This window comes from Actinoplanes palleronii (assembly GCF_016862315.1).
Classification (GTDB): Bacteria; Actinomycetota; Actinomycetes; order Mycobacteriales; family Micromonosporaceae; genus Actinoplanes; species Actinoplanes palleronii.
The window spans coordinates 12,775-38,699 of sequence record NZ_BOMS01000104.1 but is presented as its reverse complement, the minus strand read 5'-3'; the positions used below and the strand labels follow the sequence as shown (position 1 = coordinate 38,699).

Genomic DNA, 25,925 nt, shown 5'->3' with positions numbered 1-25,925 from the left:
TGCGTGGCGCGCAGTTTTTGTTAACCTGGTCCACATGGGACTCCGGGAGACCAAGAAGCAGGCCACCCGGACGGCGCTGAGCTGGGCGGCGATCCGGCTCGTCGTCGAGCGCGGTTATGACCGCGTGCTGGTGGAGGACATCGCGGCGGCCGCCGGGGTGTCCCCGCGCACCTACAACAACTACTTCTCCAGCAAGGCCGAGGCGGTCGCGGCCCGGCACCGGGACCGCTGCTTCGCGGTCGCCGACTCGCTGCGCGCCCGCCCGGCCGGCGAGCCGCTGTGGGACGCGATCACCCAGGCGGTGCTGGAGCAGTTCGCGCCGGGGCCCGAGGTCCTGGCCCACCCGGAGCCGGATCACGACAGCTGGGCCGCCGGGCTGCGGCGGATGATGGCGGTGCCGGCGCTGCAGGCCGAGATCCTGCGCGGCGGGGCGGACGCGACACACGCGATCGGGGCCGCGGTCGCCGACCGGACCGGCCTCGACGTGGACCGGGATCTCTATCCGAAGCTGGTCGCGGCGGCGCTGCTGGCGGCCAACGACGCGGTGGTCGCGCACTGGCTGAGCGGGACCGGTCTCGGCCGCGACTCGGTTCCGGAGCTGCTGGTCGAGGCGCTGGGCCAGCTCCGGGCCGGCCTACCCCAGCCCTGACCGCCGAACCGACACCCACCGGCCGCTGCCGACCGGCACGACCGCCGGATCCACCCACACCCACCGGCCGCTGAACCGCACGACCGCCGGATCCACGCACGCCGGCCGCCGCCGGCCGGCACGGCCGCCCTCGGCACGCCCCAGCCCTTGAGCTGCGGATGTCACGAGCACGACAATCGGTGCTTTTCGTCGTACAAAATTGGGGGTTTTGTCATGATTTTTGAGGTTGTCATCGTCGGAGCGGGACCCAACGGACTCATGCTCGCCTGCGAACTCGCCCTGGCCGGAGTCACCCCGATCGTGCTGGAACTCCGCACCGGGCCGTCCACCGAGCAGCGCGCGAACGGCCTGGTCGGCCAGGTCGTCCCGATGCTGCACCGGCGCGGCCTGCACGAACGGCTGACCGGCCGCCCGGATGCGCCGGAGCCGGCACCCGGCCACATCTTCGGCGCGTTCCCGCTGTCGCTTGCCGAGATCCCCGACAACCCGCTGCATCTGCTCCTGGTCCCGCAGCAGAAGATCGAGGCGATGCTCGCCGAACGCGCCGCCGAACTCGGGGTCGAGATCCGCAGTGGACACCAGCTGACCGCTCTCGATCAGAAGGACGATCGGGTGGTCGCCGAGGTGACCGGCCCGGACGGCGCCTACCGGATCGAGGCGCGTCACCTGGTCGCGGCGGACGGGGGTCGCAGCCGGACCCGCAAGCTGTCCGGCTTCGCGTTCCCCGGCATCACCGAGGACCAGTCGGTTTCCCGCACCGCCACGGTCGACGTCCCCGCCGAGTTCCGCGATCCGCGGACCGGTGGCCTGGTCGTCCCCGGCTACGGCACGGTCCCGCCGTTCCAGCACCACCGCACCGAACGCGGTCTGGTCGCCTTCGCGCCGTTCCCGGACGGGCGGAATCTGATCACCGCGAGCACCACCGCGCGGCCGGCCGGCGACGATCCGGTGACGCTGCCCGAGGTGCTCGAAACGGTGGGTTACGTGCTCGGCGCCGACGTGCCGCTGCTGCCGCCGACCGGCCCGGGTCCGCAGGTGCTGCGCCGATTGTCCGGCGGCAACACCCGGATCGCCGACCGCTATCGCCGGGGCCGGGTCGTGCTGCTCGGCGACGCCGCCCACGTGCACTCCGCGATGGGCGGGCCTGGCCTCAACCTGGGCCTGCAGGACGCGATCAACCTGGGCTGGAAGCTCGCCGCCGAGGTGCGCGGCTGGGCGCCGGACGGGCTGCTGGACACCTACGAGTCGGAGCGCCGGCCGGTGGCCGAACGGGTCGTCATGCACACCCAGGCGCAGGCGTTGCTGGCCGGCCCGGGTCCGGCGGTGACCGCGCTGCGCGCGCTCTTCAGCGAGATCTTGGAGGAACCGGAGGTGGTCCGGCGTCTGGCCGCGCTCATCGCCGGCACTGATTTCCGGTACGACGGTGTCGGAGACTTCGCACCCGACCTGGGTTCGCTGACCCACAGTGGACGGCCGTTGCTCGTCGACACCACCGGCACGCTCGCTCCGGTTGTCGCGCCGTGGCGGGACCGGGTCGATCTGGTGACCACCACACCGCTGCCGGCGGGAACCGCCATGCTGGTCCGGCCGGACAACTACGTGGCCTGGTCGAGCGAAGCGACCACACCGGACACCTCGTCATTGCGCGCCGCGCTCCGGCGCTGGTTCGGCGACCCTGACCCGGTCAGCTCGCGATCTGCGCTTCCAGCTGGGTGACCACACCGGTCACCGTGCCGGCCGGGATCGCGAAGCCGAGGCCCACACTCCCGGTGCTGTCCCCGGAGGTGGCGATGGCCACGTTGATCCCGACCACCCGGCCGGACATGTCCACCAGCGCGCCGCCGGAATTGCCCTGGTTGATCGCGGCGTCGGTCTGCAGCAGCCCGCTGAGCTTCTCGTCCCCGGTGTCCAGGCTGCGATCGAGAGCGGACACGATGCCCGAGGTGACGGTGCCCTCCAACCCGAGCGGCGCGCCGAACGCCAGCACCGTGTCGCCCACCGCGACCGAGTCGTCGGTGCCGAACGTGACCGGGGTCAGCCCGCTCAGCCCGGTCGCCTGGACCAGCGCCAGGTCGTGGGTGGCGTCCGCGGCGACCACCTTGGCCGGCACCGTGCTGCCGGTGGAGAGCCGCACGCTGACCGTGCCGTTCGACGAGATCACGTGGTTGTTGGTGAGGATCAGGCCGTCCTCGCTGAGCACCACCCCGGAGCCGAGCGACGACTCCCGGGCACCGTCGACGAGCACGGTCACGACGCTGGCCTGCACCTTCGCGACGATCGGGGCCAGGTCGGTGTCCTCGGTGACCGTGGTCGAGGCGATCGTGGTGCCGGCCGCGCTGCTGGTGGCGGACGCCGCGCCACCGTCGCGGTACCGCTCGGTCAGGAACGCGCCGGCGCTGCCACCCCCGCCGACCAGCACCAGGACTGCGGCGCCACCGGCGATCCGGCGCTTCCACCGCGGGTCGCGCGGCGTCTCGACCATCATCGGCGGGATGTGGTGGGCCGGCGGGAACACCGGGTAGGCGGCGTAGTGGTCGTCAGCGGGGCGGCGGTTCAGCAGCTCGGTCATGTCCATAACTTCGCTCGGAAAATTGTCCCGAACCGGTGAGCCGTCTGTGACTTGGCTGTACGCCACCACCGTCCGGGGTCCCCCGTCCGGGTCGGTGCGCCGGACCACTCGGACGATGCGCCACGATCTACGTTCTCCCCGTGATTCCTGGACGTTTCGCCCGAACCGCGAGCCTCGCCGCGCTGCTACTCACCCCGCTGGCCGGCTGCTCGGCCCCGGACCCGGTCTGGGTCCAGGGCCGCTCGCTCTCCTCGCCCGCGGCCGATCCCCTCCCGGTGTCCGCTTCCCCGGCACCGCCCGCGGCCGGTCCGGGCCGCTTCGTCGCTTCGGTACGACAACAGCTCCCGGAACTCGCCGTCGACCGCCGTGACGAGGAGATCGCCGACCTGGGCGTCGCCGCCTGCGCCTCCCTCCGCGACGGCCGCAAGACCGTCCTCACCGCCTACGGTGTCTCGCCCGCACAGGCCCACCAGCTGATCACCGTCGCGCACACCGATCTCTGCCCCTGACCTCCCGGCCGGATCGGCCGAAAGGTGCAGGGATACACAGCTGATCGGGACCCTCGGCAGATGCCGGACACAGCAGAACTTCCGATGCTGGAGTCCGACACCGCATCGGGGAGGCACCAATGACCGGACGAGGAATGCTGAACATGGTCGGCACCGCCGTCGGCGGCCTGATCGGCTGGGCCGAACCGGCACCGAGCGCCGACCCGGAGAGCCTGCGCGCACTCTTCGCCGACTTCGACGTCCAGGTCGGCCCCACGAGCGCCGACCTGGACGAGGCGGTGGCCGCCTTCCAGTCCCGGGTCGGCCTGATCCCCGACGGCGAAGCCGGGCCGCGGACCGTCCACCTGCTGGCCCGATACGCCGCCGAGGCCCGCGAACTGTCCCGCTTCCACAACGCCGCCTGACCCGCCGTCGAGCCGCGCGAGGCCAGCGCCGGTCCGGACCGCACCGCGCCACCCCACCCCGGCTGGTCCCGAGGGGTGCCTCCCGACCGCCGAGACACCCCTCAGAACCAGCCGGCGGATCTCGGCTGGCGCTGGGGGTGCCTCCCGGCCGCCGGGACGGCGGTCAGCGCCGGCCGGGGGTCCGTGGGGGCTCGGTAGGTTGGGTGGCGATGGAACTCTTCACGTACTACGACGACGCCACCGGGGAGCGGGTCGGGCTGACCGCCGGTGAGCTGGGTGACTGGAGTGCCGCCGCGGCGTCGCTGCTCACCGGGGAGTGCGGGCTGCGGCCCGGCCACCGGGCCGGCGTGCTGCTGCCGCCGCACTGGCAGACCGCGGCGGTGCTGCTCGGCGCGTGGTCGGCCGGGCTCGCGGTGTCGTTCCGCGGGTGGAGCACGGCCGGGCTGATCAGTGGCGGGCCGGCGCTGGACGTCACGTTCGTGGAGCGGCGACGGGTGGACAACTGGCTCGACGACGTACCCCTGGCTCAGCACCAGTTTGTCCTCGGTCTGGCGCCGAACGGCGGACCGAGCCCGGACGTACCGGAAAAATACCGGGATTTCCCGGAGGCCGTGCGGGCCCATCTCGGCGCGACCCCGCCGCAAGGTCGCGCTCGGGCCTTCGACATCGCGACGCCGGACGGCACGACGTTCGGTGAGTACGGCGCGATCGCCGCGAGTGTCGCCCGGTCCCGCGGGATCGGGCGCGGCGACCGGGTGCTGATCGACGCGTCCGAGACCGAGGAACCGCTGATCTGGCTGCTGGCCCCGCTCACCGCGGGCGCGTCGATCGTGCTCTGCGCCAACCTGGACCGGTCCCGCCTGGAGGAACGGATCGCCGCCGAGGGCGCGACCCGGCTGCTTTGACGGTGATCTTCTTCTACTGTGGACGCCATGGAGGTTTTCGATCAACTCGCTGAGAAATACCAGGGCGAGCACAGCCATAATCCGTTCCAGTCGGCCCTGATCGAGCGCATCAGCTCGTTGTTACCGGCCGGCGCCGCAGTACTCGATCTGGGCTGCGGCACCGGTGTTCCCACCGCCAAGGTCCTGACCGAGTCCGATCACCGCGTGGTGGGTGTCGACATCGCCGAGGGGATGTTGCGCCTGGCTCGCGAGCAGGTGCCCGCGGCCGAGTTCGTGCACGCCAACTTCGCCGAACTGCCCGACAACTTCGGGACGTTCGACGCGGTCACCGCGTTCTTCTCGCTGCTCATGCTCAGCAAGGCCGATATCGAACGCACCTTCGACAAGGTCGCCGGCTGGTTGAAGCCGGGCGGCCACTTCGCGATCGGCATGGTCAATTTTGATGCCGACAGCATCCCGATCGAGTTCATGGGCGTCCCGGTGACCGTCTCCGGTTATCTGGAGCCGGACCTCAAGGCGGTCCTCGAAGCGCACGGCTTCACCGTCATCAGCATCGAGACGGTCTTCTTCACCCCCACCGACGGTCCGCAGGAGAGCCAGATCTTCGCGCTGGCCCAGCTGCCCGAGTGATCTCCGGGGCTGAGGCGGCGCCTCGGCCCCGGGTTTTCACCACAGGCAGAGCGACGACCGGAACCGCCGGGTTCGGACGGACTTCGGACAATCCCCACATCACGTGATCAAGCCGATGAACAAGATCAATGGGGTAGCCTTGCCCCAGCGGGGCGGAAAACAGTCGGGCCGGAAAACCGCCGGGACTGGAACAGCCGGACTGGAAAACGCTGGCGTGTCCGCCCGAAGACCGGGTGTCATCGCCGCCAATGTAGTCGGCGATGACACTCCCGCCCGCTCAGGAATAGATCGCGGGCCGCTCGTCGACGGTGACCGCCACCCGATCCCCGGTTCGCAGCGCCCGCACCGCGGCGTCCGAGACCACCGCGGCGGCATAACCGTCCCAGGACCCCGGCCCGACCGGCGGCCCTCCCCCGATGACCGAGTCCGCCCACTCGCGCAGCTCCACGTCGTAGGCGGTGGCGAACCGGTCCCGCCAGTCGCCGGGCACCGGGCCGGCCAGCCGCCCGGCGTGCCGGACCGCGATCAGGCCCGGGTTCTCCAGCGAGACCGTGCCGTCCTCGCCGAGGATCTCGCCGCGGATGTCGTATCCGTAGCGGACGTTCACCGAGATCTCCACGTCGACGAGCACCTCGTTCGCCAACTCCAGGACCAGCAGCAGCGGGTCCGGCAGGCTGCCGGCGTTCCGGCTGACCCGCGGGCGCAGCACCCGGACCGCGACGATCTCCGCGCCGAACATCCACCGCACCATGTCGATCTCGTGGACCGCGGTGTCGGTGATGGTGTTCTCCGGCTCGTAGAAGGCCGGCACGCCGGCGTTGCGGTGCGCGCAGTGCATCATCAGCGGCGCGCCGATCACCCCGCTGTCCAGCACCTGTTTCAGCGCCCGGTAGGCCGCGTCGTAGCGCCGCATGTAGCCGACCTGGACGAGCCGGCGCCCGTGCCCGACCTCTGCCGCCACGATCCGCAGGCACGCCTCCCGCGTGGTGGCCAGGGGTTTCTCGCAGAACACCGGTTTGCCGGCGGTGATCGCGGCGAGCACGTACTCCTCGTGGGTGCCGCCCCACGAGCAGACCAGTACCGCGTCCACCTCGTCCGCGGCGATCAGGGCCAGCCCGTTCGGGTACACGGTGGCGCCGAGCGGCGCGGCCACCTGCGCGGCCACGAACGCGTCCACGTCGGCGACCGCCACCACGTCGATCCCGGCGAGGACCGTGGTCAGCCGCCGGATGTGATCGCGCCCGATCAGGCCGGCGCCGATCACGCCGACCCGCAGCACCGCCCTCATGCCGGGCGGCCCAGTTCCCGGGAGAGTTCGGCCAGCTCGTCGCCGCCGGCCATCTGGGTGGTCAGCTCGTCCAGGGTGACCCGGCCACGCGCGGCGTCGAGCACCGCCGCGCCCCGTTTGAGGATCACGAAGTGGTCGCCGACCAGGTAGGCGTGCTGCGGGTTGTGGGTGATGAAGACGACGCCGAGGCCCGCGTCCCGGGCCGCCGCGATGTACCTGAGCACCACGCCGGACTGCTTAACGCCGAGCGCCGCGGTGGGCTCGTCCAGGATCAGCACCCGGGCGCCGAAGTAGACCGCCCGGGCGATCGCCACGCACTGCCGCTGGCCGCCGGAGAGCGTCCCGATCGGCTGATCGATGTCGGCCACGACGATGCCCATCTTGCGCAGCTCCTGGTCCGCGATCCGTCTCATCTCCCGGATCCGCATGCGGGCCAGCGGGAAGCGCCCGGCGACGAGCTCCGAGCCGAGGAAGAAGTTGCGCCACACCTCCATCAGCGGGACCACGGCGAGGTCCTGGTAGACGGTCGCGATGCCGAGGTCGAGCGCCTCCCGCGGCGAGGAGAACCGCCGCTCGGCGCCGTCGACCCGTAGCGAGCCCGAGGTGTGCGGGTGCAGGCCGGAGATGACCTTGATGAGGGTGGACTTGCCGGCGCCGTTGTCGCCGAGCACGCAGGTCACCTCGCCGGCACCGACGCGCAGGTCGACGTCGTACAGGGCGCGGATCGGGCCGTAGCTCTTGCCCACGCCGGTGAGCTGGACCAGCGGATCGGACACGTCAGGCCGCCTTTCCCGCGGAGAGGCGTCGGACGTACGTGTTGACCAGCACGGCCAGCAGCAGCATCACGCCGAGGAACGCCTTGAACCAGTTCGGATCCCAGCCGGCGTAGACGATCCCCAGGCTGGTCATCCCGAAGATGAACGCGCCGATCGCGACACCCGACGCGTTGCCGAACCCGCCGGTGAGCAGCGTCCCGCCGACCACGGCCGCGATGATGTAGAGGAACTCGTTACCCACCCCGTTGCCGGCCTGCAGGGTGTTGAACCGGTACAGCAGATGCATCCCGACGAACCAGCCGAGAAAAGACACGACCATGAAAAGACCGATTTTGGTACGGACGACAGGCACCCCGACGGCTCGCGCGCTGCCCGCCGACCCGCCGACCGCGTAGATCCAGTTGCCGATCCTGGTGAGCTGCAGCGTCCACCCGGCCACCCCGGCGAACAGCACCCACCAGAGCACGGTGATCCAGATCGTCGCGGCGCCGGCCGTGGTGCTGGACGCGAAGACCGCCCGCAGCGAGTCGAACCCGTCGATCGCGCTGACGTCCCGGCTGGACACCGACCCGGTGACCAGCTTGGTCACGCCGAGGTTCGCACCCTGCAGGACGAAGAACGTCCCGAGCGTGACCAGGAAGCTCGGTATCCCGGTGCGCATCACCAGCCAGCCGTTCAGGAAACCGACCGCGAGGCAGAACAGCAGGGACAGCGCCGCGCCGACCCACATGTTCACCCCGAAATACCAGCAGAACATCGAGTTGACCAGCCCGGCGCTGATTGTGATCACGCCGGCCGACAGGTCGAACTCACCGCCGATCATCAGCAGGCCGACCCCGACCGCGACGATCCCGATCGTCGACGACTGGTAGAGCACGGTGCAGAACGCCGCCAGCGAGCGGAACGACGGCGCCACCGCCAGGAAGAACACGAAGATCACCACGGCCGCCGCCAGCGCGCCCGCCTCGGGGCGCGCCAGCAGCCGCAGCGTTCGCCTCACCGGGTGTTCTTCTCGGTGAACGGCAGGATCTTGTCGATGTTGGTCTGGTCCACGAAGGACGGTCCGGTCAGCACCGGCCGGCCGCCGCCGATGTCGTTGCCGTTCTTCAGGTAGAGGTAGAGCGAGGTGACCGCCATGTACCCCTGCACGTACGGCTGCTGGTCGATGGCGAACACCACCTCGCCCGCCTTGATCCGCTTGGCGATCTCCTGGTTCAGGTCGAACGTCACGATCTTCGCGGGCGACGACGCCTGCTGCTTGGCGTTGATCGCGTCCAGCGCGATCGGCGCGCCGAGCGTCACCACGTAGTCGATCGACTTGTCCTGGGCCAGCTTGGCCTGCAGGGTGGTCGTGACCGCACTGTCGTCGGCGCCGTTGACCTGGAGGTTCTCCGTGCCGGGCACGGCGCTCTTGACGCCGTCGCAGCGCGCCTCGAGTGCCACCGAGCCGGTCTGGTGGATCACGCAGAGCGGGTGTTTGGCACCCTGACCGGCGATCCGCTTGCCGATGCTCTCCCCGGCCAGAGTCTCGTCCGAGCCGAAGTACATCAGCGCGCCGAGCTTCTGGTACTGGTCGATGCCGCCGTTCAGGCCGACCACCGGGACTCCGGCGGCGGTCGCCGACTTGACCGCGCCGGCCAGGGCGTCCGGGGTGACCAGGGTGGTCGCGATCCCGTTGACCTTGGCGTCGACCGCGCTCTGGATCAGACCCGCCTGTTTGGCGGCGTCCGGGTCGTTGGAGTACTTCAGCGTGACGCCCTCGTCCTTGGCGGCCTGCTCGGCGCCGGCCCGGACCTTGTCCCAGAACGTGTCGCCGGGCGTCTCGTGGGTGATGAAGGCGACCGTGTACCCGGAACTGCCGGGCGCGTTGCCACCACCACCGGAGTCGTCCGCGTCGGACTTGTCCCGGCCTCCGCCGCTGCACGCGGCGAGCGCCAGGACCGTCACGACGCCGGTGGTGAGCAGACCTCTCCTCATCCGAAATCTCCTGTCTCCTCGAGATACCTGCGGGTCCGGGTGGCGATCGGCAGCGGAACGTCGAAGTCCACCGGGTACATGTCCTGCTCGACCACGACGAACAGCTCCGCGTCGAGGTCCTCCAGGGCTTTCAGCACGGCCGGAACCTCCGGGGCGCCGGACGGCGGGGCGACGCTCACCCCGAGCCGGACGGCCTGGCCGAACGCCCAGTCCTCGGCGGCGGCCCGGGCCGCGAGGGCCGGGTCCATCTGCTTGAGGTGGACGTAGCCGACCCGCTCCGGGTACTGCCGGATCAGGCCCAGCACGTCCGCCCGCCGGTACGCCAGATGGCCGGTGTCCAGGCACAGCGACACGAACCGCGGATCGGTGCCGTCGAGCAGCCGCTCCACCTGCGACTGGTATTCCACCTGGTAGTCGGCGTGCGGGTGGAACCGCAGGCTCATGCCGTACTCCTCGGCGAGCATGCGGCCCAGCGTGGTCGTGTTGGCCAGCAGGTCACGCCACTGATCGGCGCTCAGCTCGGCGGCCTCCCGGTACCCGCCGGTGGCGTCGTCGCGGTACCCGGGCACCGGGACGAACACCACGTCGCGCCCGCCGGCCGCCCGGGTCAGCTCGGCCACCCGGCGGGTCTCGGCGAGCACCGCCGGGAAGTCCTTGTGCGGCCCGCCGACGCCGCCGACCGTACCGGCCGCGCAGCGCAGGCCCCGGGTGGCCAGCTCGTCGGCCAGGCGGGCCGGGTCGGTGGGCAGGTAGCCGTACGGGCCGAGCTCCAGCCAGTGGTACCCGGCGGTGACCAGCTCGTCGAGGAAACGGGGCCACGGGGTCTGCCGGGGGTCGTCGGCGTACCAGACCCCCCACGAGTCGGGACAGCTGCCGAGGCGCAGACGGCGCATGCCGGTCACCGTGCCGTCGGGAAGTGCAGCGACGCCTCGGACGCGGAGTCCTCCAGGGGCCAGCGCTGGGTGACCACCTTGCCGCGGGTGTAGAACGCGACACCGTCGGGCCCGTAGATGTGGCTCTGCCCGAACAGCGAGTCCTTCCACCCGCCGAACGAGTGGTACGCCATCGGCACCGGGATCGGCACGTTGATCCCGATCATGCCGACCTGCACCCCGCGCTGGAACCGGCGGGCCGCCGCGCCGCTGTCGGTGAACAGGGCCGTGCCGTTGCCGTACGGATTGTTGTTGATCAGTTGGATCGCCTCGTCCACCGACGACGCGCGCAGCACCGACAGGACCGGCCCGAACACCTCCTCGCGGTACACGTCCATCCGGTCCTCGACCCGGTCCAGCACGGTCGGCCCGACGAAGAAGCCGTCCTCGTACCCCGGGATCTTGAGGCCTCGGCCATCGGCCGTGACCGACGCGCCCTGCCGTTCCCCCGCGGCGATCAGGTTCTCGATCCGCTCCTTCGCGACCGCGGTGATCACCGGGCCCATCTCGCTGGCCGGGTCGGTGCCCGGACCGACCACCACCTCGCCGGCCCGCTCGCTGACCAGGCGCACCAGCTCGTCGGCGGCCGAGCCGACGGCGACCGCGGCGGAGACCGCCATGCAGCGCTGCCCGGCCGAACCGAACGCGGACGCCGCCAGATGATCCGCGGCGAACTCCAGGTCGGCGTCCGGCAGCACCACCGCGTGGTTCTTCGCCCCGCCGAGCGCCTGCACCCGCTTGCCGGACACCGACGCCTCCCGGTGGATGTGCCGGGCGATCAGCGTCGACCCGACGAACGACACCGCCGCGATGCCCGGGTGCCGCAGGATCGCCTCGACCGTGACCCGGTCGCCGTGCACCACGTTGAGGACCCCGTCCGGCAGCCCGGCCTCCCGCCACAGCCCGGCGACCAGGTTCGACGCGGACGGGTCGCGCTCGCTGGGTTTGAGGATGAACGTGTTGCCGCAGGCGATCGCGATCGGGTGCATCCACATCGGCACCATGGCCGGGAAGTTGAACGGCGTGATGCCGGCGCAGACCCCGAGCGGCTCCCGGAAGCTGAACACGTCGACCCCGGCCGACGCCTGATCCGAGAACGAGCCGGCCAGCAGGGTGGGGATCCCGCAGGCGTACTCGATCACCTCGAGCCCGCGCCGCACCTCACCGGCCGCGTCGGAGAGCACCTTGCCGTGCTCGTCCGAGACGATCGCGGCGAGGTCGGCGGCGTGCGCGTTGACCAGCTCGCGGAACGCGAACAGGATCCGGGTGCGCCGGCTCAGCGACTCCTCCCGCCAGGACGCGAACGCGTGGGTGGCGACGGTGACCGCGGCGTCCACATCGTCCGGTTCACCGAGCAGCACCTCGTGCTGCTTGCGGCCGGTGGCCGGCTGGTAGACCGGGGCGCGCCGGGTGGACGCGCCACCGGTGAACCGGCCGCCGATCCAGTGCTCGATCGTGCTCATCTCATCAACCTCCGGGTCGCAGGTGATGCCGCTGGTCGCGTTTCCTCTCCAGGTAGCCGGTGAGTGCGTGCCGGGTGCTGTGCAGGGTGGCGATCTGCGCCACCGGCACGTCCCACCAGGATTCCGAGCCCGGCCCGGCGGCGAGCGGGTCGGTCTCGATGTGCAACACGGTCAGCCGGTCCGCCTCGCGGGCCCGTTTCAGGCCCTCGGCCAGGTCGGCGGCGGTCCGGCAGCGGATCACCGAGGCGCCCAGGCTCTCCGCGTTCAGCGCCAGGTCGACCGGGAGCAGCGCGCCGTCGTAGTCGCCGGTCTGCGCGCTCTTGTAGCGGTAGCTGGTGCCGAACCGCTGCGAGCCGACCTGCTCGGAGAGCGAGCCGATCGAGGCGAACCCGTGGTTCTGCACCAGCACCACGATCAGCTTCACGCCCTCGGCCAGCGCGGTCACCATCTCCTGCGCCATCATCAGGTAGGAGCCGTCGCCGACCAGGGCGTACACCTCGCGGGACGGGTCGGCCAGCTTGATCCCGAGGGCGCCGGCGATCTCGAAGCCCATGCAGGAGTAGCCGTACTCGACGTGGTACTGCTTCGGATCGCGGGCCCGCCACAGCCGCTGCAGGTCGCCGGGCAGGCTGCCGGCCGCCTGGACCACCACGTCGCGTGCTCCGCACGCTTCGTTCACCACACCGATCACTTCGGCCTGGGTGGGCAGGTGGTCACCCTTTCTTTCCCGGTACGCCCGGTCGACGCGCGCGTTCCACGCCGCCACGTCATCGTGGAAATCACCGGTGAACCGCCGTCCGTGCAACGCCGGGCGCAGCGCCGTCAGACCGGCCCGGGCGTCCGCCACCAGGGACAGCGCACCGAGTTTCGCGGCGTCGAACGAGACCACGTTGAGGTTGACGAACCGGACCTGCGGATGCCGGAACGCGGTGCGCGACGCGGTGGTGAAGTCGGAGTAGCGGGTGCCGATGCCGAGCACCACGTCGGCGTGCGCGGCCAGCCGGTTCGCCACCGGGCTGCCGGTCGCGCCGAGCCCGCCCACCGCGTTCGGGTGGTCCCAGCTGAGCGCGCCCTTGCCGGCCTGGGTGTCGGCGACCGGGATGCCGGTCTCCCTGGCGAACCGGTCCAGCTGCACGGACGCCTCGGAGTAGATCACTCCGCCGCCGGCCACGATCAGCGGGCGGCGGGCGCCGCGGATCACGGCGGCGGCACGTTCCACGGCGAGCGGGTCGGGCGCCGGGCGGGTCACGTGCCAGGTGCGCTCGGCGAACAGCTCGTCGGGATATTCGTACGCCTCGGCCTGCACGTCCTGGGGCAGGCAGACGGTGACCGCGCCGGTCTCCGCCGGGTCGGTGAGCACCCGCATCGCGCCGAGCAGGGCCTGCGGCAGTTGCTCGGGCCGCCAGACCCGGTCGAAGAACCGTGACAGCGGCCGGAAGGCGTCGTTCACCGACACGTCGCCGGAACGCGGATCCTCCAGCTCCTGCAGCACCGGGACGGCCACCCGCGTGGCGAACACGTCGGACGGGAACAGCAGCACCGGGATCCGGTTCACGGTGGCCAGGGCCGCGCCGGTGAGCATGTTGGTGGCGCCCGGGCCGATCGAGGTGGTGCAGGCCATCGTGGACAGCCGGTTGCGCATCCGGGCGTACCCGGCCGCGGTGTGCACCATGGCCTGCTCGTTGCGGGCCAGCCGATAGGGCATCTCCGGTGTGCCACTGCGCTGCGCCTGCAACAGCGCCTGCCCGATGCCGGCCACGTTGCCGTGCCCGAAGATGCCGAGGAACCCGGCGACGGCCCGCTGCCGGACACCGTCCCGCTCGGTGAACTGGTTGGCCAGGAACCGCACGGTCGCCTGCGCGACGGTGAGCCGGTGCTTCACAGTCTTCTCCGCTCCCGGTCCGAGGTGAGGGGCAGCCGTGGGTCGACCTTCTGGGCCGCCCACGTGTCGCGGACCCAGCCGTGCGCCGGGTCGTCGCGGATCAGCCAGCGCCGTTCACCGGGGCCGGCCATCACGTTCAGGTAGTAGAGGTCGTAGCCGGGGGCGGCCATCGACGGGCCGTGCCAGCCGTACGGGATCAGCACCACGTCGCCGCTGCGGACCTCGGCGCAGACGTCGATCGGGCGGTCCGGGTGGCCGTAGACCCGCTGGTATCCGCAGCCGGGCCGGCCGGACGGGGACGGCGCCACCTCGAAGTAGTAGATCTCCTCGAGGCGGCTCTCGTCCGGGCCCGGCTCGTCGTGCTTGTGCGGCGGGTAGGACGACCAGTTGCCACCGGGGGTGAGCACCTCGACCGCGATCAGGGCGTCCGCGTCGAAGGACTCCGGCGTACAGAAATTGTTGACCTGGCGGCTCGCGGACCCGGCGCCGCGCAGCTCGACCGGTACCTCCTCGGCCGGGCCGTAGCGGAACGGCAGCCGGCGCCGGGCCCGGGCTGCGGGCAGCGCGAACCGCCCGCCGTTGGGCGCCCGCAGGGTGACCACGGCGTCGCGCGGCAGGTACGCGAAGTCGGTGACCCGGGAGAAGACCGAGCGGCGGCCGGTCAGGGTGAGGCGTTCGTCGTCGCACGCCACGTCACAGCCACCGGCGAGTGGCAGGACCAGCACCTCGTCGGCGCCGGTGCCGAACTTGACCCGGCCGCCGACCGGCAGCTGCACCACCCGCAGTCCGCTGTGCGTCCAGCCGGCGCTCTCCGGTCCGACCACCACGTCGAACGGGCGGGCCGCGGTGCTGCCCCGGGGGATCACCGGGTTGACCCGGGCCTCAGCCATGGCCGGCGCCGGCCAGCAGGTCACGGACCTCGGCCTCGGACGGCATGGCGTCGGCGCAGGCCAGCCGGGTGGCGACCAGGGCGCCGGCGGCGTTGGCGAAGCGGATCGTGGCGGGCAGGTCCCAGCCGGCGAGGAGGCCGTGGCAGAGGGCGCCGCCGAACGCGTCGCCGGCGCCGAGGCCGTTGAGGGTTTTTATCTTTTCTGGTGGGGCTTCCACCTTCTGGTCCTTGCATGCGGCCAGCACTCCGGCCGGGCCCCGCTTGATCACCGCGAGGTCGACTCCGTGTTGGAGAAGCGCCCGTTCCGGGTTCGCCCGGCCCACCGCGACTTCGACCTCGGCCAGGTTGCCGACGGCGACCGTGGTGTGGCGCAGCGCCTCGATGTACCAGTGCCGGGCCTCGGCCGGGGAGTCCCAGAACATCGGACGCCAGTCGAGGTCGAAGACGGTTATTCCCGATTTATTACGCTCTTTCAGGGCGGTCAGCGTCGCCGTGCGGGAGGGCTCAGCGCTGAGGCCGGTGCCGGTGACCCAGAAGATGTCGGCCCGGCGGATCGCGTCCAGGTCCAACTCGGACGGATGGATCTCCAAGTCCGGGGCCTTGGGGTAGCGGTAGAAGTAGAGCGGGAAGTGGTCCGGCGGGAAGATCTCGCAGAACGTCACCGGGGTGGGCAGGTGCGGCACCGTGCCGACGAACCGGTCGTCCACCCCGAAGCCGCGCAGCGCGGTGCGCAGGTACTCCCCGAACGGGTCGGCGCCGACCCGGGTGATCACCGCGGCGCGACGGCCGTACCGGGCCGCGGCCACCGCCACATTGGACGCGCTGCCGCCGAGGGACTTGGCGAACGTCCGCACCTCGCCGAGCGGCACGCCGATCTGCTCGGGATACAGGTCGACGCCGATGCGGCCCATCGTCAGGACCTCGTGTGCGGACATGTCCGTCCCTCCGGCCAATCCACCCGGGAGGGTCAGGTCCCGTGCGGTCACGGACGCAATCAACCAAGCCGTCAGCAGCCGGTCATCGTCCAGCGAGGCTGAGTGGACCTGAATCGATGTAATTACGCGACCGCGCCCGCGTCAAGGGCTGGCGGAAAACGACAGGAGGGGCGCGGGCTTATCGCCCGCGCCCCTCCTGGTCACCGCGGTCAGGAAGCGGGACGCCACATCCGGAAGAACGGGGTGCCGTCCGGCAGCAGGATCGCGAACGGGTCCATGTCGGTGTAGCCGTACCGGCGGTACAGCCGCACGTTGTTCTCGTTCGTGGCCTCGAGATAGGCCGGGATGCCCTGCTCGTCCAGGATGTCGTGGACGTTCTTCATCAGCTTGCCGCCCAGGCCGTGACCCTGGTGGTCCGGGCGTACCGCCAGGAACTGCAGGTGCCAGTGCTGGTCGGTGGGGTGGTTCTTCTCGAACAGCTCGCCGAGCGCGCCGAACCGGTCCAGGTGGTCACCGGCCAGCGCGGTGAGCCGGTCCATGTACCCCGGGAACTCGGGCAGCGGGTCGACCCGGTTGTACCAGACCGCCGCGGCCGCGTACCCGCCGTCGGCGTGGTCGATGACCTCGACCTTGCCGTGGCTGAAGGCGTACTCGGTCTCCAGGGTGAAGAAGTCCGCCATGATCCGCTCGCGGTCCTCGGGGACCGGGACCAGGTACGCGTCCGCGTCGAGCTCGTCGAACGACTTCGAGACCAGGGCGCCGATCGCGGCGAGCTCGTCGGCCCGGGCGGACCGGATGGTGAACTCGCTCATCGGTGGTATCCCTGGTCGGGGGTCTCGTTCAGCGCCGCGGAGAAACCGCCGCCGCCGGTGGTCGCGCTGTTGGCGCCCATGCCGATGCCCGAGTAGATCTGCGGCCGGGAGCTGCGCAGGAACAGGCCCCAGATGATGCCGGCGACCAGCACGACCAGGAACGAGCCCGGCACCGCGACGGCCGTGGTGCTGTCCGGGTCCACGCCGAGCAGGGTGGCGATGTTGCTCAGCGCCAGGTAGGACACGATCACCAGGAGCACCGCGCCGATGACCGGGGCGATGATCCGGTGCAGCACGTCCTCGTCGGTGCGGTTGCGGGCGAAGTACGCGATGACCGCGAACCCGGTGAGCGTGATCAGCAGCAGCACGCCGAGGCCACCACCGGTGCCGCCCCAGAAGAACAGCTGGACCAGCGGGTCCCAGCCGGCGACCGCGTAGGCCACGATCACGATGAGGCCGACCGCCGACTGGGCGAGCGAGCCGTTCTTAGGCGCGCCGGTGCCCGGCACGGTGCGGCCGAACAGACGCGGCACCACGCCTTCGCGGCCGAGCGAGAACATGTAGCGCGAGATGATGTTGTGGAACGAGATCATCGCGGCGATCAGCGAGGTCAGGAACAGGATGTGGCCCAGGTGCAGCGCGATGCTGCCGAGCGGACCGGCGGCCAGGTTGAAGAAGAGCTCGGGGCCCTCCTCGCCGGCCCGCGCGACGACCTGGTCGGAACCGGCCGCGGAGATCATCGCCCAGGAGGCGAACGCGTAGATCACGGCGATCAGGGCGATCGCGATGTACGTGGAGCGCGGCACGGTGCGCTTCGGGTCGCGGGACTCCTCGCTGAACACCACGGACTGCTCGAAGCCGACGAAGCCGGTGATCGCCATGACCAGCAGCGCGCCGGAGCCGGCACCGGTCAGCGACGACACGTCGACCGGTGCGGACGAGGCGTGGAAACCGTCGGAGAGGATCTCGGCGATGCTGAACACCACGGTCAGCGCGATCTCGGCGACCAGCAGGGTGGCGAGCACCTTGCCGTTGACGGCGACGTCACGCACACCCAGGACCGCGACCAGGGCCCAGGCGACCAGGCCGAACGCCCACCACGGGAGGTCGATGCCGAACCAGTCGACGAACAGCGGCTGGGCGATCGCGCCGAACCCACCGTACGAGGCGCACTGGAACATGTTGTAGGCCAGCAGCGCCACCCAGGACGCGCCGACACCGGTCGGGCGGCCGAGGCCACGGGCCACGTACGCGTAGAACGCGCCGGCGTTGGAGATGTGCCGGGCCATCGCCACGTAGCCGACCGAGAAGATCGCCAGGATCACGGCGACCGCGATGAACGCGATCGAGATGCCGGTCAGGCCGGTCACCGCGAGGCCGGTCGGCACCACGCCGGCGACCACGGTCAGCGGGGCGGCCGCGGACATCACGAAGAACACCACGGCGGCCACGCCGAGCCGGTCCCGGGCAAGGGCGTTGGAGAGCTGACTCTCCGCGGGTTGGGTTGCGGTCGAGGACACGCGTATCTCCAGATATTTATGAGGGGTGAGGGAGAGAGAAGACTCTGTGGTGGGTCAGGCGCGCCGGGCCATCACGGCGTCGCCGACGGCTGCCTCGGCGTGCGCGACGAGCTGCTGGAGCATGGCCGGGAACAGGCGCCGGAACTGGTCGAACAGCCGGGCCCGGTCACGGGCGTTGAGGGTCGCGAGCACCTGCTGGTCCAGGCCGGTGGCCAGGATCAGACCGGCGAGCAGCAGATCGGCGACGTCGAGTTGCTCGTCGCGGGAGACCTTCGTGCGGATCCGGGTGGCGGGCCATCCGGCGGTCATCGAGTCGGACGGCACGAAGGAGACCTTGGTGCCGAGCAGTCCGCGTTTCTCCTGACGCTGGATCAGGCCGCCGCGGGCGAGGCGGCGTTCGACCAGGTCGGTGGCGATGCCGGTGGACAGATAGGAGATCCAGTTACGCACTCCGTGCTGACCGGCCTCGCGCCGGATCTGCTCGAGCAGTGCGGTGGTGGCGGCGTCGCCGGTCGGCCGTTCGTCGATGACGATCAGCTCGCTCTCGACGAGGTCGATGCGGCGCCAGAGCATCAGCTCACCCAGCAGTGCTGCCCCCAGGCCCAGACCGAGTGTTGCCGGGGACAGCAAAGATTTGCCCCGGATCGAGTCATGAGCGGTGAGGTACAGATCATCCGCGGGCGGTAGCTGCGGCGGTAACGCCACGGCTTGTTCTCCTCTCGACGCCTTGGGAATGCCCGCGCTGTTCACCGAACGTAATCAAGGTGAGTTTCACGAAGCAATGACGTTGCGCTCCCCGTAGCGCGACCGCGTGTAGCCTGCCAAACCCGGTCGTTTCTCGCAACGTCCAGATGCGACAAATGTCGACTCCACAGTAGGCGAAGTTGATCACATGCGCTTCCAGGGAGTTTGAGCATCGATCAATAACGTGGCGCGACCTCGGAGATCAACAAATGTTTACATAAATTTACAAGATCATCTATCACTTTTAACGTGCGCGGTCGATTGCTGAGTGTGACAAAACAAGATCAAAAACTACTGTACGTAAGCTTCTTTGCGGATAGTTGATGGAGCAAGCATTCCGGCGTACCGTGGTGCCAGTTAGTTGAAGTTTCAACGGAGGTCGCCGTGCGGATGCCCACCCTGTTCCTGAGTCACGGAGCGCCACCATTGGTGGACGACCCCACCTGGGTCGCCCAGTTGCAGGAGCTGGCGGCCGGCCTCCCCCGGCCGAAGGCGATCCTGATGGCCTCGGCCCACTGGGAGTCCGCGCCGTTGATGCTCGGTGCCACCGAGACCGTGCCGCTGGTCTACGACTTCGGCGGCTTCGCCCAGCGCTTCTACCAGGTGCAGTACCGCGCGCCCGGCGCACCGGTCCTCGCCGACCAGGTCGCCGCGCTGATGCCGGACGGCGAGACGGTCGCCCGCACCACCCGCGGGCTCGACCACGGCGCGTACGTCCCGCTGACGGTGATGTACCCGGACGCCGACATCCCGGTGCTGCAGATGTCGCTGCCCACCCTGGAACCGGATCGGCTGCTCGAGCTCGGCGCCCGGCTCGCGCCGCTGCGCGACGAGGGTGTGCTGATCGTCGGGTCCGGCTTCACCACGCACGGCCTGCCGTTCCTGCGCGACTGGCGGCCCGAGGCGGCCGCGCCGGGCTGGTCCCGCGAGTTCGACGCGTGGACCGCCGAGACGCTGGCCCGCGGGGCGGTCGACGAGCTGGCCGACTTCCGGTCGGTGGCGCCCGGGATGCCGTATGCGCACCCGACCATCGAGCACTTCGCCCCGATGTTCCTGACGCTGGGCGCGTCCGGCACCCCCGAGCAGTCCCCCGACCAGCCGATCGACGGCTTCTGGATGGGCCTGTCCAAGCGCTCCTTCCTCACCACCTGACCCCGGCTGACCCCGAGGGGTGCCTCAACCCGCCGGACACACCCCTCAGCACCAGCCACCGGCCCACAGCTGGCACTGACCGCCGCCTCGCGGCGCCGGACACCGCCGCCGAACGCCACCTGTCTTGATCTCGGTGGGCCTGCATCGTTGGAGTGCTGTCCGATGTGTTCGGGCCAGGTGAGTGGGGCGTCGTCACGGGCCGGGACGCTCCATCGCTCAGTGTTGCTGGACAGCCGGACGGGTGATCGATACCGGCGGGGCGGCGGAAGCCCGCGCTCGGCGCCGGTGGGGCGGCAGGGGCTCGCAGTGGGCCGGATCGGGGGCGGTGGCGGTCCTCGATCGCGTTGTGCGTGCGGTTGCCGCCCCCGGGCGGGCGGTAGACGCACGCGATCTGGCATTGCGGACTCTGACCGCCCTCCCCGGAGGCGGCGGACATCTCCGACCGGGCATCGTGCACCCTCGCCGCCCACGAGGCGGCCGGAACGAACAGCCGGCGATCATCGGGCCCGGCATTCCCCCAGGCCGACACCGTGCGCACCCCGCCGGGGTCACTCGCGCCCCGGCCCGGAGCGCAAGGCCAGGCACGCGCGCCGGCCCGGAGCGAGGGCACTCGCCGGCACCCGGTCACTCGCCTGGCGGCTGCCTCGTGGCGCCGGACACAACCGTGTGCGCCAGCCGGTCGGTGACTGGCGGCCGTGCCGGTGGATGAGGGCGGCCGGTCAGAAGCCGCCGGTTGCCAGGTGGGCGAAAGGACTCTCGGTGTCGCGGTGTGCGGCATACGCGTGCAGGTCGCTCCAGAACGGGACCACGCCCACCGGCCATTCCGCGAGCGCCGGAGCCGGTCCCTCGTCGGTGACATCGGCGAGGCCGGCGAGCGCGAGCGCGAAGAGCCGCACGTCCGTCTGGATGATGCGGAACACCGGTGAGTCGTCGGAGGCGGCGACGTAGAGGTGCCCGAAGAGCGGGATCAGCTCCGGGACCAACGCCACCTCCCGGCGGGCCACCGTCAGCCGCTCCGGCACGCCCTCGGGGCGCGGACCCCAGGCATGCCACCAGAAGTCGTTCTCCTCGACATCGAAGACCACACCGTCGGCCGGGATCGCGATCAGGCTGCGGGTCCCGGCCACATCCCGCAACCGCCAATCCGGGTACGACGGTGACGACGGCGGGTGCCACGGTTGCGGGGAGACGTAGCGCCGCACCGGATGGACCCGGCCCAGCACCTCGCGCAGCAACGGCGGAAAGGTCAGGCCGAAGGTCTGCTCCGCACGCAGCAACTCGGTCTCGGACAGCCCCGGCTCCCCGGAGCGGGACGGCCCGTCCACGAGCCACGCTGCGATCCTGCCGGCGGTGTCCACGGGGAGAGATTAAGCGGCCGCGGCCGGGAGTGGGGTATCCCTCGCGGGCGCACGACCGGGGCGGGGCTCTCCCTGCGTACCGGAAAATGTCGGACCGAATGGGGAGCGGACCTCGACGATTTACAGGGATCTTGCAGGGAGTTCTTGGTGTTCTTTGCCCTGGCTCTGGGGATTCTTTGAGGATGCTTGAGGTCACCGCGCTCGGATGGACCCTGACGATCGGCGTCATCGTCGCTCTGCTCGCCCTCGATCTGACTCTGGGGGTGTTACGGCCGCACGTCGTCGGATTCCGGGAGGCGGCCGGTTGGTCGATCTTCTATATCGGCGTGGCGATCGCTTTCGGTCTGGTGTTCGCGAGCGTCGCCGGGTGGGGTTTCGGCGCCGAGTATTTCGCCGGGTACATCGTCGAGAAGAGTCTGTCGGTCGACAATCTCTTCGTCTTCGTCATCATCATGAGCAGTTTCGCGGTGCCGGAGCGGTACCAGCAGGAAGTGCTCACGTTCGGGATCATCATCGCGCTGGTGCTGCGGGTGATCTTCATTGTGCTCGGCGCGACGCTGCTGAACCTGTTCTCGTTCATGTTCCTGATCTTCGGGCTGATCCTGATCTTCACGGCGGTGCAGCTCTACCGGCATCGCGACGAGGACCCCAGCATCGAGGACAATGCCCTGGTCAAGGCGGGCCGGCGGTTCCTGCCGGTGACCGAGGACTACATCGACGGCAAGATGATCACCCGGGTGGACGGGCGGCGGATGGTCACGCCGTTGTTCCTGGTGCTGCTGGCGATCGGCAGCACCGACATCCTGTTCGCGCTCGACTCGATCCCCGCGGTGTTCGGGGTGACCGAAGAGGCCTACATCGTCTTCGTCGCGAACGCGTTCGCGCTGCTCGGGCTGCGCGCGCTGTTCTTCCTGGTGAAGGGGCTGCTGGACCGGCTCGTCTACCTGTCCACCGGCCTCGCCGTGATCCTCGCGTTCATCGGGGTGAAGCTGATCCTGCACTGGGCGCACAAGGCGCTGAGCACGTCGGTGCCGGAGGTCGGCACGCCGGTCTCGCTCGCGGTGATCGTCGGCATCCTGGTGATCACCACGGTGGCCAGCCTGATCACATCCAGCCGCGATCCGTCCAAGAAAGCGCACGCCGGGAGCCTGCGGGCGAAACCCGACAGCGAACGGGAGCGGTAGAACGTGAACCGCCCCCGGCGCGGGGAGCACCGGGGGCGAGGGTGGGTCAGCAGTCACGGCCTGGGGACGGTCCGGGCCGGACGCGGTAACCCGCCGGGTCGGCCCTACGACCCGGGGTTCTCGGTGTTCACATGTGGTGCGTGCCGGCGGCGGCGTGGTACCGGCGCCCGGCGTCCTGCTGGTTCAGGATGGCGTGGATCTCGCGGGTCTCCTCGGCGGTGTGCCGGCCCAGCATCAGGTCCAGCTCGGTGCGTTCGGCAGCGGTGCGGAACGCGGCGAGCTCCTGGCTCAACTGGCGGTGCGCGCGGCGGGCGGCGAGACGACCAGTGATCGACGTACGGATTTCACGGATGAACGGCATCGGGCACTCCTTGACGGATAGTGACGGAGAAAGCCTCGTCGCTTCCGGGTACAACAGTGCCGCGCCTGTTCGACATCCCCAAATCGACCAGGTAAAACCTGGAAGATGAAAGTGATCGCCGCCACCGGATAGCGGTAACCCAGGTCACTCTGCGTCGCCGACGTGCTGGTCAGGACCGCGGGGTGATCTCAAGCACCGGTCGATGTGTCGGAGGCCGGCGGGACGCCCTCGACGGCCAGCAGCCGGGACGAGAGCTGGGTGCGGGAGCGGACGCCGAGCTTGCGGTAGACCCGGGTCAGGGTGGCCTCGACGGTCTTCACGCTCAGGTAGAGCCGGGTGGCGATCTCGCGGTTGCTGGAACCGTCCCGGACCATCGCGGCGATCCGCAGCTCGGTCGAGGTGAGGCCCTGCTCCGGGGCGAGGCTGCCCTCGGTGCGGGCCAGGGCGCGCTCGGTCTCCTCGGCCCAGGGCCGGGCGTCGGCGGACAGGAAGATCGCCAGCGCGGCGCCGATCAGCAGGCGGGCCGCGGCGTACCGGCGGCGGCGGCGTTCCGCTCCCCCGGCCACCAGCAGCGCGTGCCCCTGTTCGACAGGTTGCCGCAGCTGCTCGAACAGGTGCGCGGCGGCGGTGGACAGCTCGACCGCGGAGTCCGCCTGGCCGCTCTCCGAGTGCACTATCGCGGTCGCCCGGTCCAGGTAGCCGGCCAGCGCCGGGGTGCTGCCCAGCTGCTCGGCGGCCTTGCGGGCGCGGGCCAGGGTCTCGGCGGCCTCGACGTGCTCGCCGAGCGCGGCCAGCCCGGCGGCCAGGTCGGCGTGCCAACGGACGATCATCGGGTCCGAGCCGCCGGCCTCGGCCTCCAGGTCACGCAGGCGGCGCAGCGCGGCCACCCCGGCCCGGGAGTCGCCGGAGCGCAGACCGGCCTGGCCCAGGGCGTGCAGGTTGCGGCGCAGGTAGAGGTTGTCACCCTCCTGTTCGGAGGCCCGGATGCCGCGCTGGGCGAAACCGGCTGCCGCGGTCAGGCTGCCACCGGCCAGCTCGGCGACGGCCGCCGTGTACCACGTCGGGCCGGGACTGAGCCCGGCCTCCTGAGCGGCCTGGACGGCGCGGTGGGCGTACCGAAGAGCCTCCCGGCAGCGACCCGCCCGCGTCGCCACCTCGGAGAGGCTGCGGAGCACCTCGACCCGGGCCTCGCCGATCCGGTCGTGCTCGGCGACCGCGAGCAGCCGCAGCAGCTCGGCGCGCGCCTCGTCGAGGCGGTCGTCGATCAGCGCGAAACGGGCCGCCATGTAGTGCGGGCCGTAGTGCAGCCAGTCCGGTGCCGGCGAGGCGGGCAGGGCCAGCGCCCGGGTGAGCGAGTCGCGCCACTGCGGTTCGCCACGCATCCGCTGGATCTGGGCGAGGCTGCTGAGCGCCATCGCCTCGCTGGTCGCGTCGCCGGCCCGATGCGCGATGTCGGCGGTGCTGCGCGCCTCGGCGAAGGCCCGGTCCGGATCCCCGGTGATCATGGCTTGCCAGGTGAGCCGGAGCCGGACCGGGGCGAGCAGCGCGGGGTCGTCGCCGGCCTCGGCCAGCGCGGCCGCGAACATCTCGCCCATCTCGCCGAGCGCCTGCCCGGCCAGGTCGATCAGCACGACCCGGGCCCGGACCCGGTGCCCGGCGGGCGCGTCGGCCGCGATCACCGCCTCGGCGGCCCGGCCGGCCAGCGCCGGTGAGCCGCCGGTGAGCGCGGTACGGGCCGCCGCGACCAGCCAGTCGAGGCGTTCAGCGGCCAGGTGGTGCGGGCAGCGGTCCGCCGCGAGCAGGTAGAACTCGGCCGCGGTGCGCTCCGCACCCCGGGCGGCGCACTGATCGGCGACCGCGGCCAGGCGCCGGGCCACCGCCGCCTCCGGACGGGCGCTGCGCAACGCGCGGTGCCGCAGCGCCTCGACGTCGTCCAGCGCGGCCGCGGCGAGCGCGGCGTGCGCCCGGCTGCGGTCGCCGGCCGGTGTCTCCTCGACGAGCACCTGCGCGATCATCGGCGGGGTGAACCGGATCGCCTCACCGGCCACCTCGACCACCCCGGCGGAGACGGCCTGGTGCAACTCCCGGTCGGCGTCGTCCCGGCCGGCCCGCAGCAGCAGCGTGACCGTCGGCTCGGTGGCCAGCGCGGCGGTCAGCAGGGTCGCGTTCACCTCGTCGGAGAGGCAGGTCAGGCGTTCCCGGGCCAGGTCCCGGACGATCTCCGGCAGCGGCGCCGGACGCCAGGCCGGACCGTCGGCGCCGGTGCTGCCCAGGGCCAGGGCCAGGAACGGGTTGCCGGCGCTGGCCCGGTGCAACCGGCTGGCCATCCGGCACGGCAGGCCCCGGGCCTCGAGCATGGCGGTCAGGTCGTCCGGTGCGAGCGGCGGCACGGCGATCTCGGTGGCCGGTGGCGGGCAGAGCCGGGCGGCGCGGCGGTGACCGGCGTGGTCGGGGCGGCGCTCACCGGCGACCGTCCGGACCCGGGGGCCGGGGCGGCGGCGCATCGCGAACGCGATCAGGGCGGCCGACTCCGGGTCCAGCCACTGCACGTCGTCCAGGACCAGCAGCACCGGCACGCTCCGGGCGCAGTGCGCGAGCAGGGCCGGCAGCACCAGGCGGCGGGCCAGGGCCGGCACGCCGGTGCGGGGCGGGTGGCCCTGCCGCAGGCCGGCGAGCACGTTGCGGGAGGCGGGCGCGAGGGCCGCCACCGCTTCCGGCGGGACCTGCCGGACCAGGTCGGCGACCCCGGCGTACGCCAGGGTCCGCTCCCCCAGCGCCGGGCGCAGGCGCAGCACCAGCTCACCGCGGGTCGTGGCCTGCTCGGCTACGGCGTCGAGCAGCGCGGTCTTCCCGATGCCGGGTGGCCCGTAGAGAGCCACTCCGCCACCGGCTGCGAGCCTGCCGTCGATCTCCGCGAGTAACGCGGCCCGGCCGTGCAGTATGGGCGCGTCGCGTGGCACCGCGGCCCACCCCCTAGGTCTGAGCT

At 71.2% G+C, this 25,925-nt stretch carries 24 protein-coding genes; 8 read left to right on the top strand and 16 right to left on the bottom strand.

Annotated features, from left to right (window positions below):
- Positions 1-34 precede the first annotated feature (34 nt).
- Positions 35-649, top strand: a complete 615-nt coding sequence (locus Apa02nite_RS32615) for a TetR/AcrR family transcriptional regulator (RefSeq protein WP_067700528.1) — start codon at positions 35-37, stop codon at positions 647-649.
- Positions 650-862: 213 nt separating this feature from the next.
- Entirely contained in the window at positions 863-2,365 is a 1,503-nt protein-coding gene (locus tag Apa02nite_RS32610; protein WP_239164721.1) for an FAD-dependent monooxygenase, read from the top strand.
- Here the strand turns inward: Apa02nite_RS32610 and Apa02nite_RS32605 are convergent.
- Complete coding sequence (locus Apa02nite_RS32605) at positions 2,334-3,218, bottom strand: S1C family serine protease (protein WP_203828461.1); 885 nt, start codon at positions 3,216-3,218, stop codon at positions 2,334-2,336. The genes Apa02nite_RS32610 and Apa02nite_RS32605 overlap by 32 nt on opposite strands.
- Positions 3,219-3,358: 140 nt before the next feature.
- On the opposite strand from Apa02nite_RS32605, the gene Apa02nite_RS32600 reads away from it, so the two are divergent.
- From Apa02nite_RS32600 to Apa02nite_RS32585, 4 genes are all read left to right on the top strand, one after another.
- Positions 3,359-3,727 carry a hypothetical protein gene (locus Apa02nite_RS32600; RefSeq protein WP_203828460.1) on the top strand — a complete coding sequence of 123 codons (369 nt, stop codon included), beginning with the start codon at positions 3,359-3,361 and terminating at the stop codon, positions 3,725-3,727.
- A 119-nt stretch (positions 3,728-3,846) separates the two neighbouring features.
- On the top strand, positions 3,847-4,131 hold the full coding sequence (locus Apa02nite_RS32595) for a peptidoglycan-binding protein (RefSeq protein WP_203828459.1): 285 nt from the start codon (positions 3,847-3,849) through the stop codon (positions 4,129-4,131).
- Between the two features lie 209 nt (positions 4,132-4,340).
- On the top strand, positions 4,341-5,036 hold the full coding sequence (locus Apa02nite_RS32590; protein WP_203828458.1) for a TIGR03089 family protein: 696 nt from the start codon (positions 4,341-4,343) through the stop codon (positions 5,034-5,036).
- A 27-nt stretch (positions 5,037-5,063) separates the two neighbouring features.
- The gene (locus Apa02nite_RS32585; RefSeq protein ID WP_203828457.1) at positions 5,064-5,666 is read left to right on the top strand and encodes a class I SAM-dependent methyltransferase; all 603 of its coding nucleotides are present in this window, start codon (positions 5,064-5,066) and stop codon (positions 5,664-5,666) included.
- Positions 5,667-5,943: 277 nt separating this feature from the next.
- On the opposite strand, the gene Apa02nite_RS32580 is transcribed toward Apa02nite_RS32585, so the two are convergent.
- The 12 genes from Apa02nite_RS32580 to Apa02nite_RS32525 all read right to left on the bottom strand — a co-directional run bounded on the left by Apa02nite_RS32580 (position 5,944) and on the right by Apa02nite_RS32525 (position 18,845).
- Positions 5,944-6,954: a Gfo/Idh/MocA family protein gene (locus tag Apa02nite_RS32580; protein WP_203828456.1), complete on the bottom strand. Its 1,011-nt coding sequence runs from the start codon at positions 6,952-6,954 to the stop codon at positions 5,944-5,946.
- Positions 6,951-7,730 carry an ATP-binding cassette domain-containing protein gene (locus tag Apa02nite_RS32575; protein WP_067700511.1) on the bottom strand — a complete coding sequence of 260 codons (780 nt, stop codon included), beginning with the start codon at positions 7,728-7,730 and terminating at the stop codon, positions 6,951-6,953. Before Apa02nite_RS32575 ends, Apa02nite_RS32580 begins: the two co-directional genes overlap by 4 nt.
- Position 7,731: 1 nt before the next feature.
- Complete coding sequence (locus Apa02nite_RS32570) at positions 7,732-8,730, bottom strand: ABC transporter permease (protein WP_203828455.1); 999 nt, start codon at positions 8,728-8,730, stop codon at positions 7,732-7,734.
- On the bottom strand, positions 8,727-9,707 hold the full coding sequence (locus tag Apa02nite_RS32565) for a substrate-binding domain-containing protein (protein WP_203828454.1): 981 nt from the start codon (positions 9,705-9,707) through the stop codon (positions 8,727-8,729). Before Apa02nite_RS32565 ends, Apa02nite_RS32570 begins: the two co-directional genes overlap by 4 nt.
- On the bottom strand, positions 9,704-10,600 hold the full coding sequence (locus Apa02nite_RS32560) for a TIM barrel protein (protein WP_203828453.1): 897 nt from the start codon (positions 10,598-10,600) through the stop codon (positions 9,704-9,706). The genes Apa02nite_RS32565 and Apa02nite_RS32560 overlap by 4 nt, the downstream gene beginning before the upstream one ends.
- Positions 10,601-10,605: 5 nt before the next feature.
- Positions 10,606-12,102 carry a CoA-acylating methylmalonate-semialdehyde dehydrogenase gene (locus tag Apa02nite_RS32555; protein WP_203828452.1) on the bottom strand — a complete coding sequence of 499 codons (1,497 nt, stop codon included), beginning with the start codon at positions 12,100-12,102 and terminating at the stop codon, positions 10,606-10,608.
- Positions 12,103-12,106: 4 nt separating this feature from the next.
- Entirely contained in the window at positions 12,107-13,984 is a 1,878-nt protein-coding gene (iolD, locus tag Apa02nite_RS32550) for a 3D-(3,5/4)-trihydroxycyclohexane-1,2-dione acylhydrolase (decyclizing) (RefSeq protein WP_067700498.1), read from the bottom strand.
- Complete coding sequence (gene iolB, locus Apa02nite_RS32545) at positions 13,981-14,874, bottom strand: 5-deoxy-glucuronate isomerase (RefSeq protein WP_203828451.1); 894 nt, start codon at positions 14,872-14,874, stop codon at positions 13,981-13,983. The genes iolD and iolB overlap by 4 nt, the downstream gene beginning before the upstream one ends.
- Positions 14,867-15,808 carry a 5-dehydro-2-deoxygluconokinase gene (gene iolC / locus Apa02nite_RS32540; RefSeq protein WP_203828450.1) on the bottom strand — a complete coding sequence of 314 codons (942 nt, stop codon included), beginning with the start codon at positions 15,806-15,808 and terminating at the stop codon, positions 14,867-14,869. The genes iolB and iolC overlap by 8 nt, the downstream gene beginning before the upstream one ends.
- Positions 15,809-16,017: 209 nt before the next feature.
- Positions 16,018-16,620 (bottom strand): GNAT family N-acetyltransferase, encoded by a 603-nt coding sequence (locus tag Apa02nite_RS32535; RefSeq protein WP_203828449.1) that lies wholly within the window; start codon positions 16,618-16,620, stop codon positions 16,018-16,020.
- Positions 16,617-18,140, bottom strand: coding sequence for an APC family permease (locus Apa02nite_RS32530; RefSeq protein WP_203828448.1), 1,524 nt, complete (start codon positions 18,138-18,140; stop codon positions 16,617-16,619). The genes Apa02nite_RS32535 and Apa02nite_RS32530 overlap by 4 nt, the downstream gene beginning before the upstream one ends.
- A gap of 54 nt (positions 18,141-18,194) precedes the next feature.
- Entirely contained in the window at positions 18,195-18,845 is a 651-nt protein-coding gene (locus Apa02nite_RS32525) for a GOLPH3/VPS74 family protein (protein ID WP_067700485.1), read from the bottom strand.
- Positions 18,846-19,274: 429 nt separating this feature from the next.
- Here Apa02nite_RS32525 and Apa02nite_RS32520 point away from each other — a divergent pair, with 429 nt between their 5' ends.
- Entirely contained in the window at positions 19,275-20,036 is a 762-nt protein-coding gene (locus Apa02nite_RS32520; RefSeq protein ID WP_067700482.1) for a dioxygenase family protein, read from the top strand.
- Between the two features lie 719 nt (positions 20,037-20,755).
- Here Apa02nite_RS32520 and Apa02nite_RS32515 read toward each other — a convergent pair.
- On the bottom strand, positions 20,756-21,394 hold the full coding sequence (locus tag Apa02nite_RS32515) for a hypothetical protein (protein ID WP_203828447.1): 639 nt from the start codon (positions 21,392-21,394) through the stop codon (positions 20,756-20,758).
- A gap of 182 nt (positions 21,395-21,576) precedes the next feature.
- Between Apa02nite_RS32515 and Apa02nite_RS32510 the strand changes: the two genes are divergently transcribed.
- Positions 21,577-22,578: a TerC family protein gene (locus tag Apa02nite_RS32510; protein WP_203828446.1), complete on the top strand. Its 1,002-nt coding sequence runs from the start codon at positions 21,577-21,579 to the stop codon at positions 22,576-22,578.
- Positions 22,579-22,705: 127 nt separating this feature from the next.
- On the opposite strand, the gene Apa02nite_RS32505 is transcribed toward Apa02nite_RS32510, so the two are convergent.
- Positions 22,706-22,939 carry a hypothetical protein gene (locus tag Apa02nite_RS32505; protein ID WP_203828445.1) on the bottom strand — a complete coding sequence of 78 codons (234 nt, stop codon included), beginning with the start codon at positions 22,937-22,939 and terminating at the stop codon, positions 22,706-22,708.
- Positions 22,940-23,127: 188 nt separating this feature from the next.
- Positions 23,128-25,899 (bottom strand): helix-turn-helix transcriptional regulator, encoded by a 2,772-nt coding sequence (locus Apa02nite_RS32500; RefSeq protein WP_203828444.1) that lies wholly within the window; start codon positions 25,897-25,899, stop codon positions 23,128-23,130.
- Between the last annotated feature and the right edge of the window lie 26 nt (positions 25,900-25,925).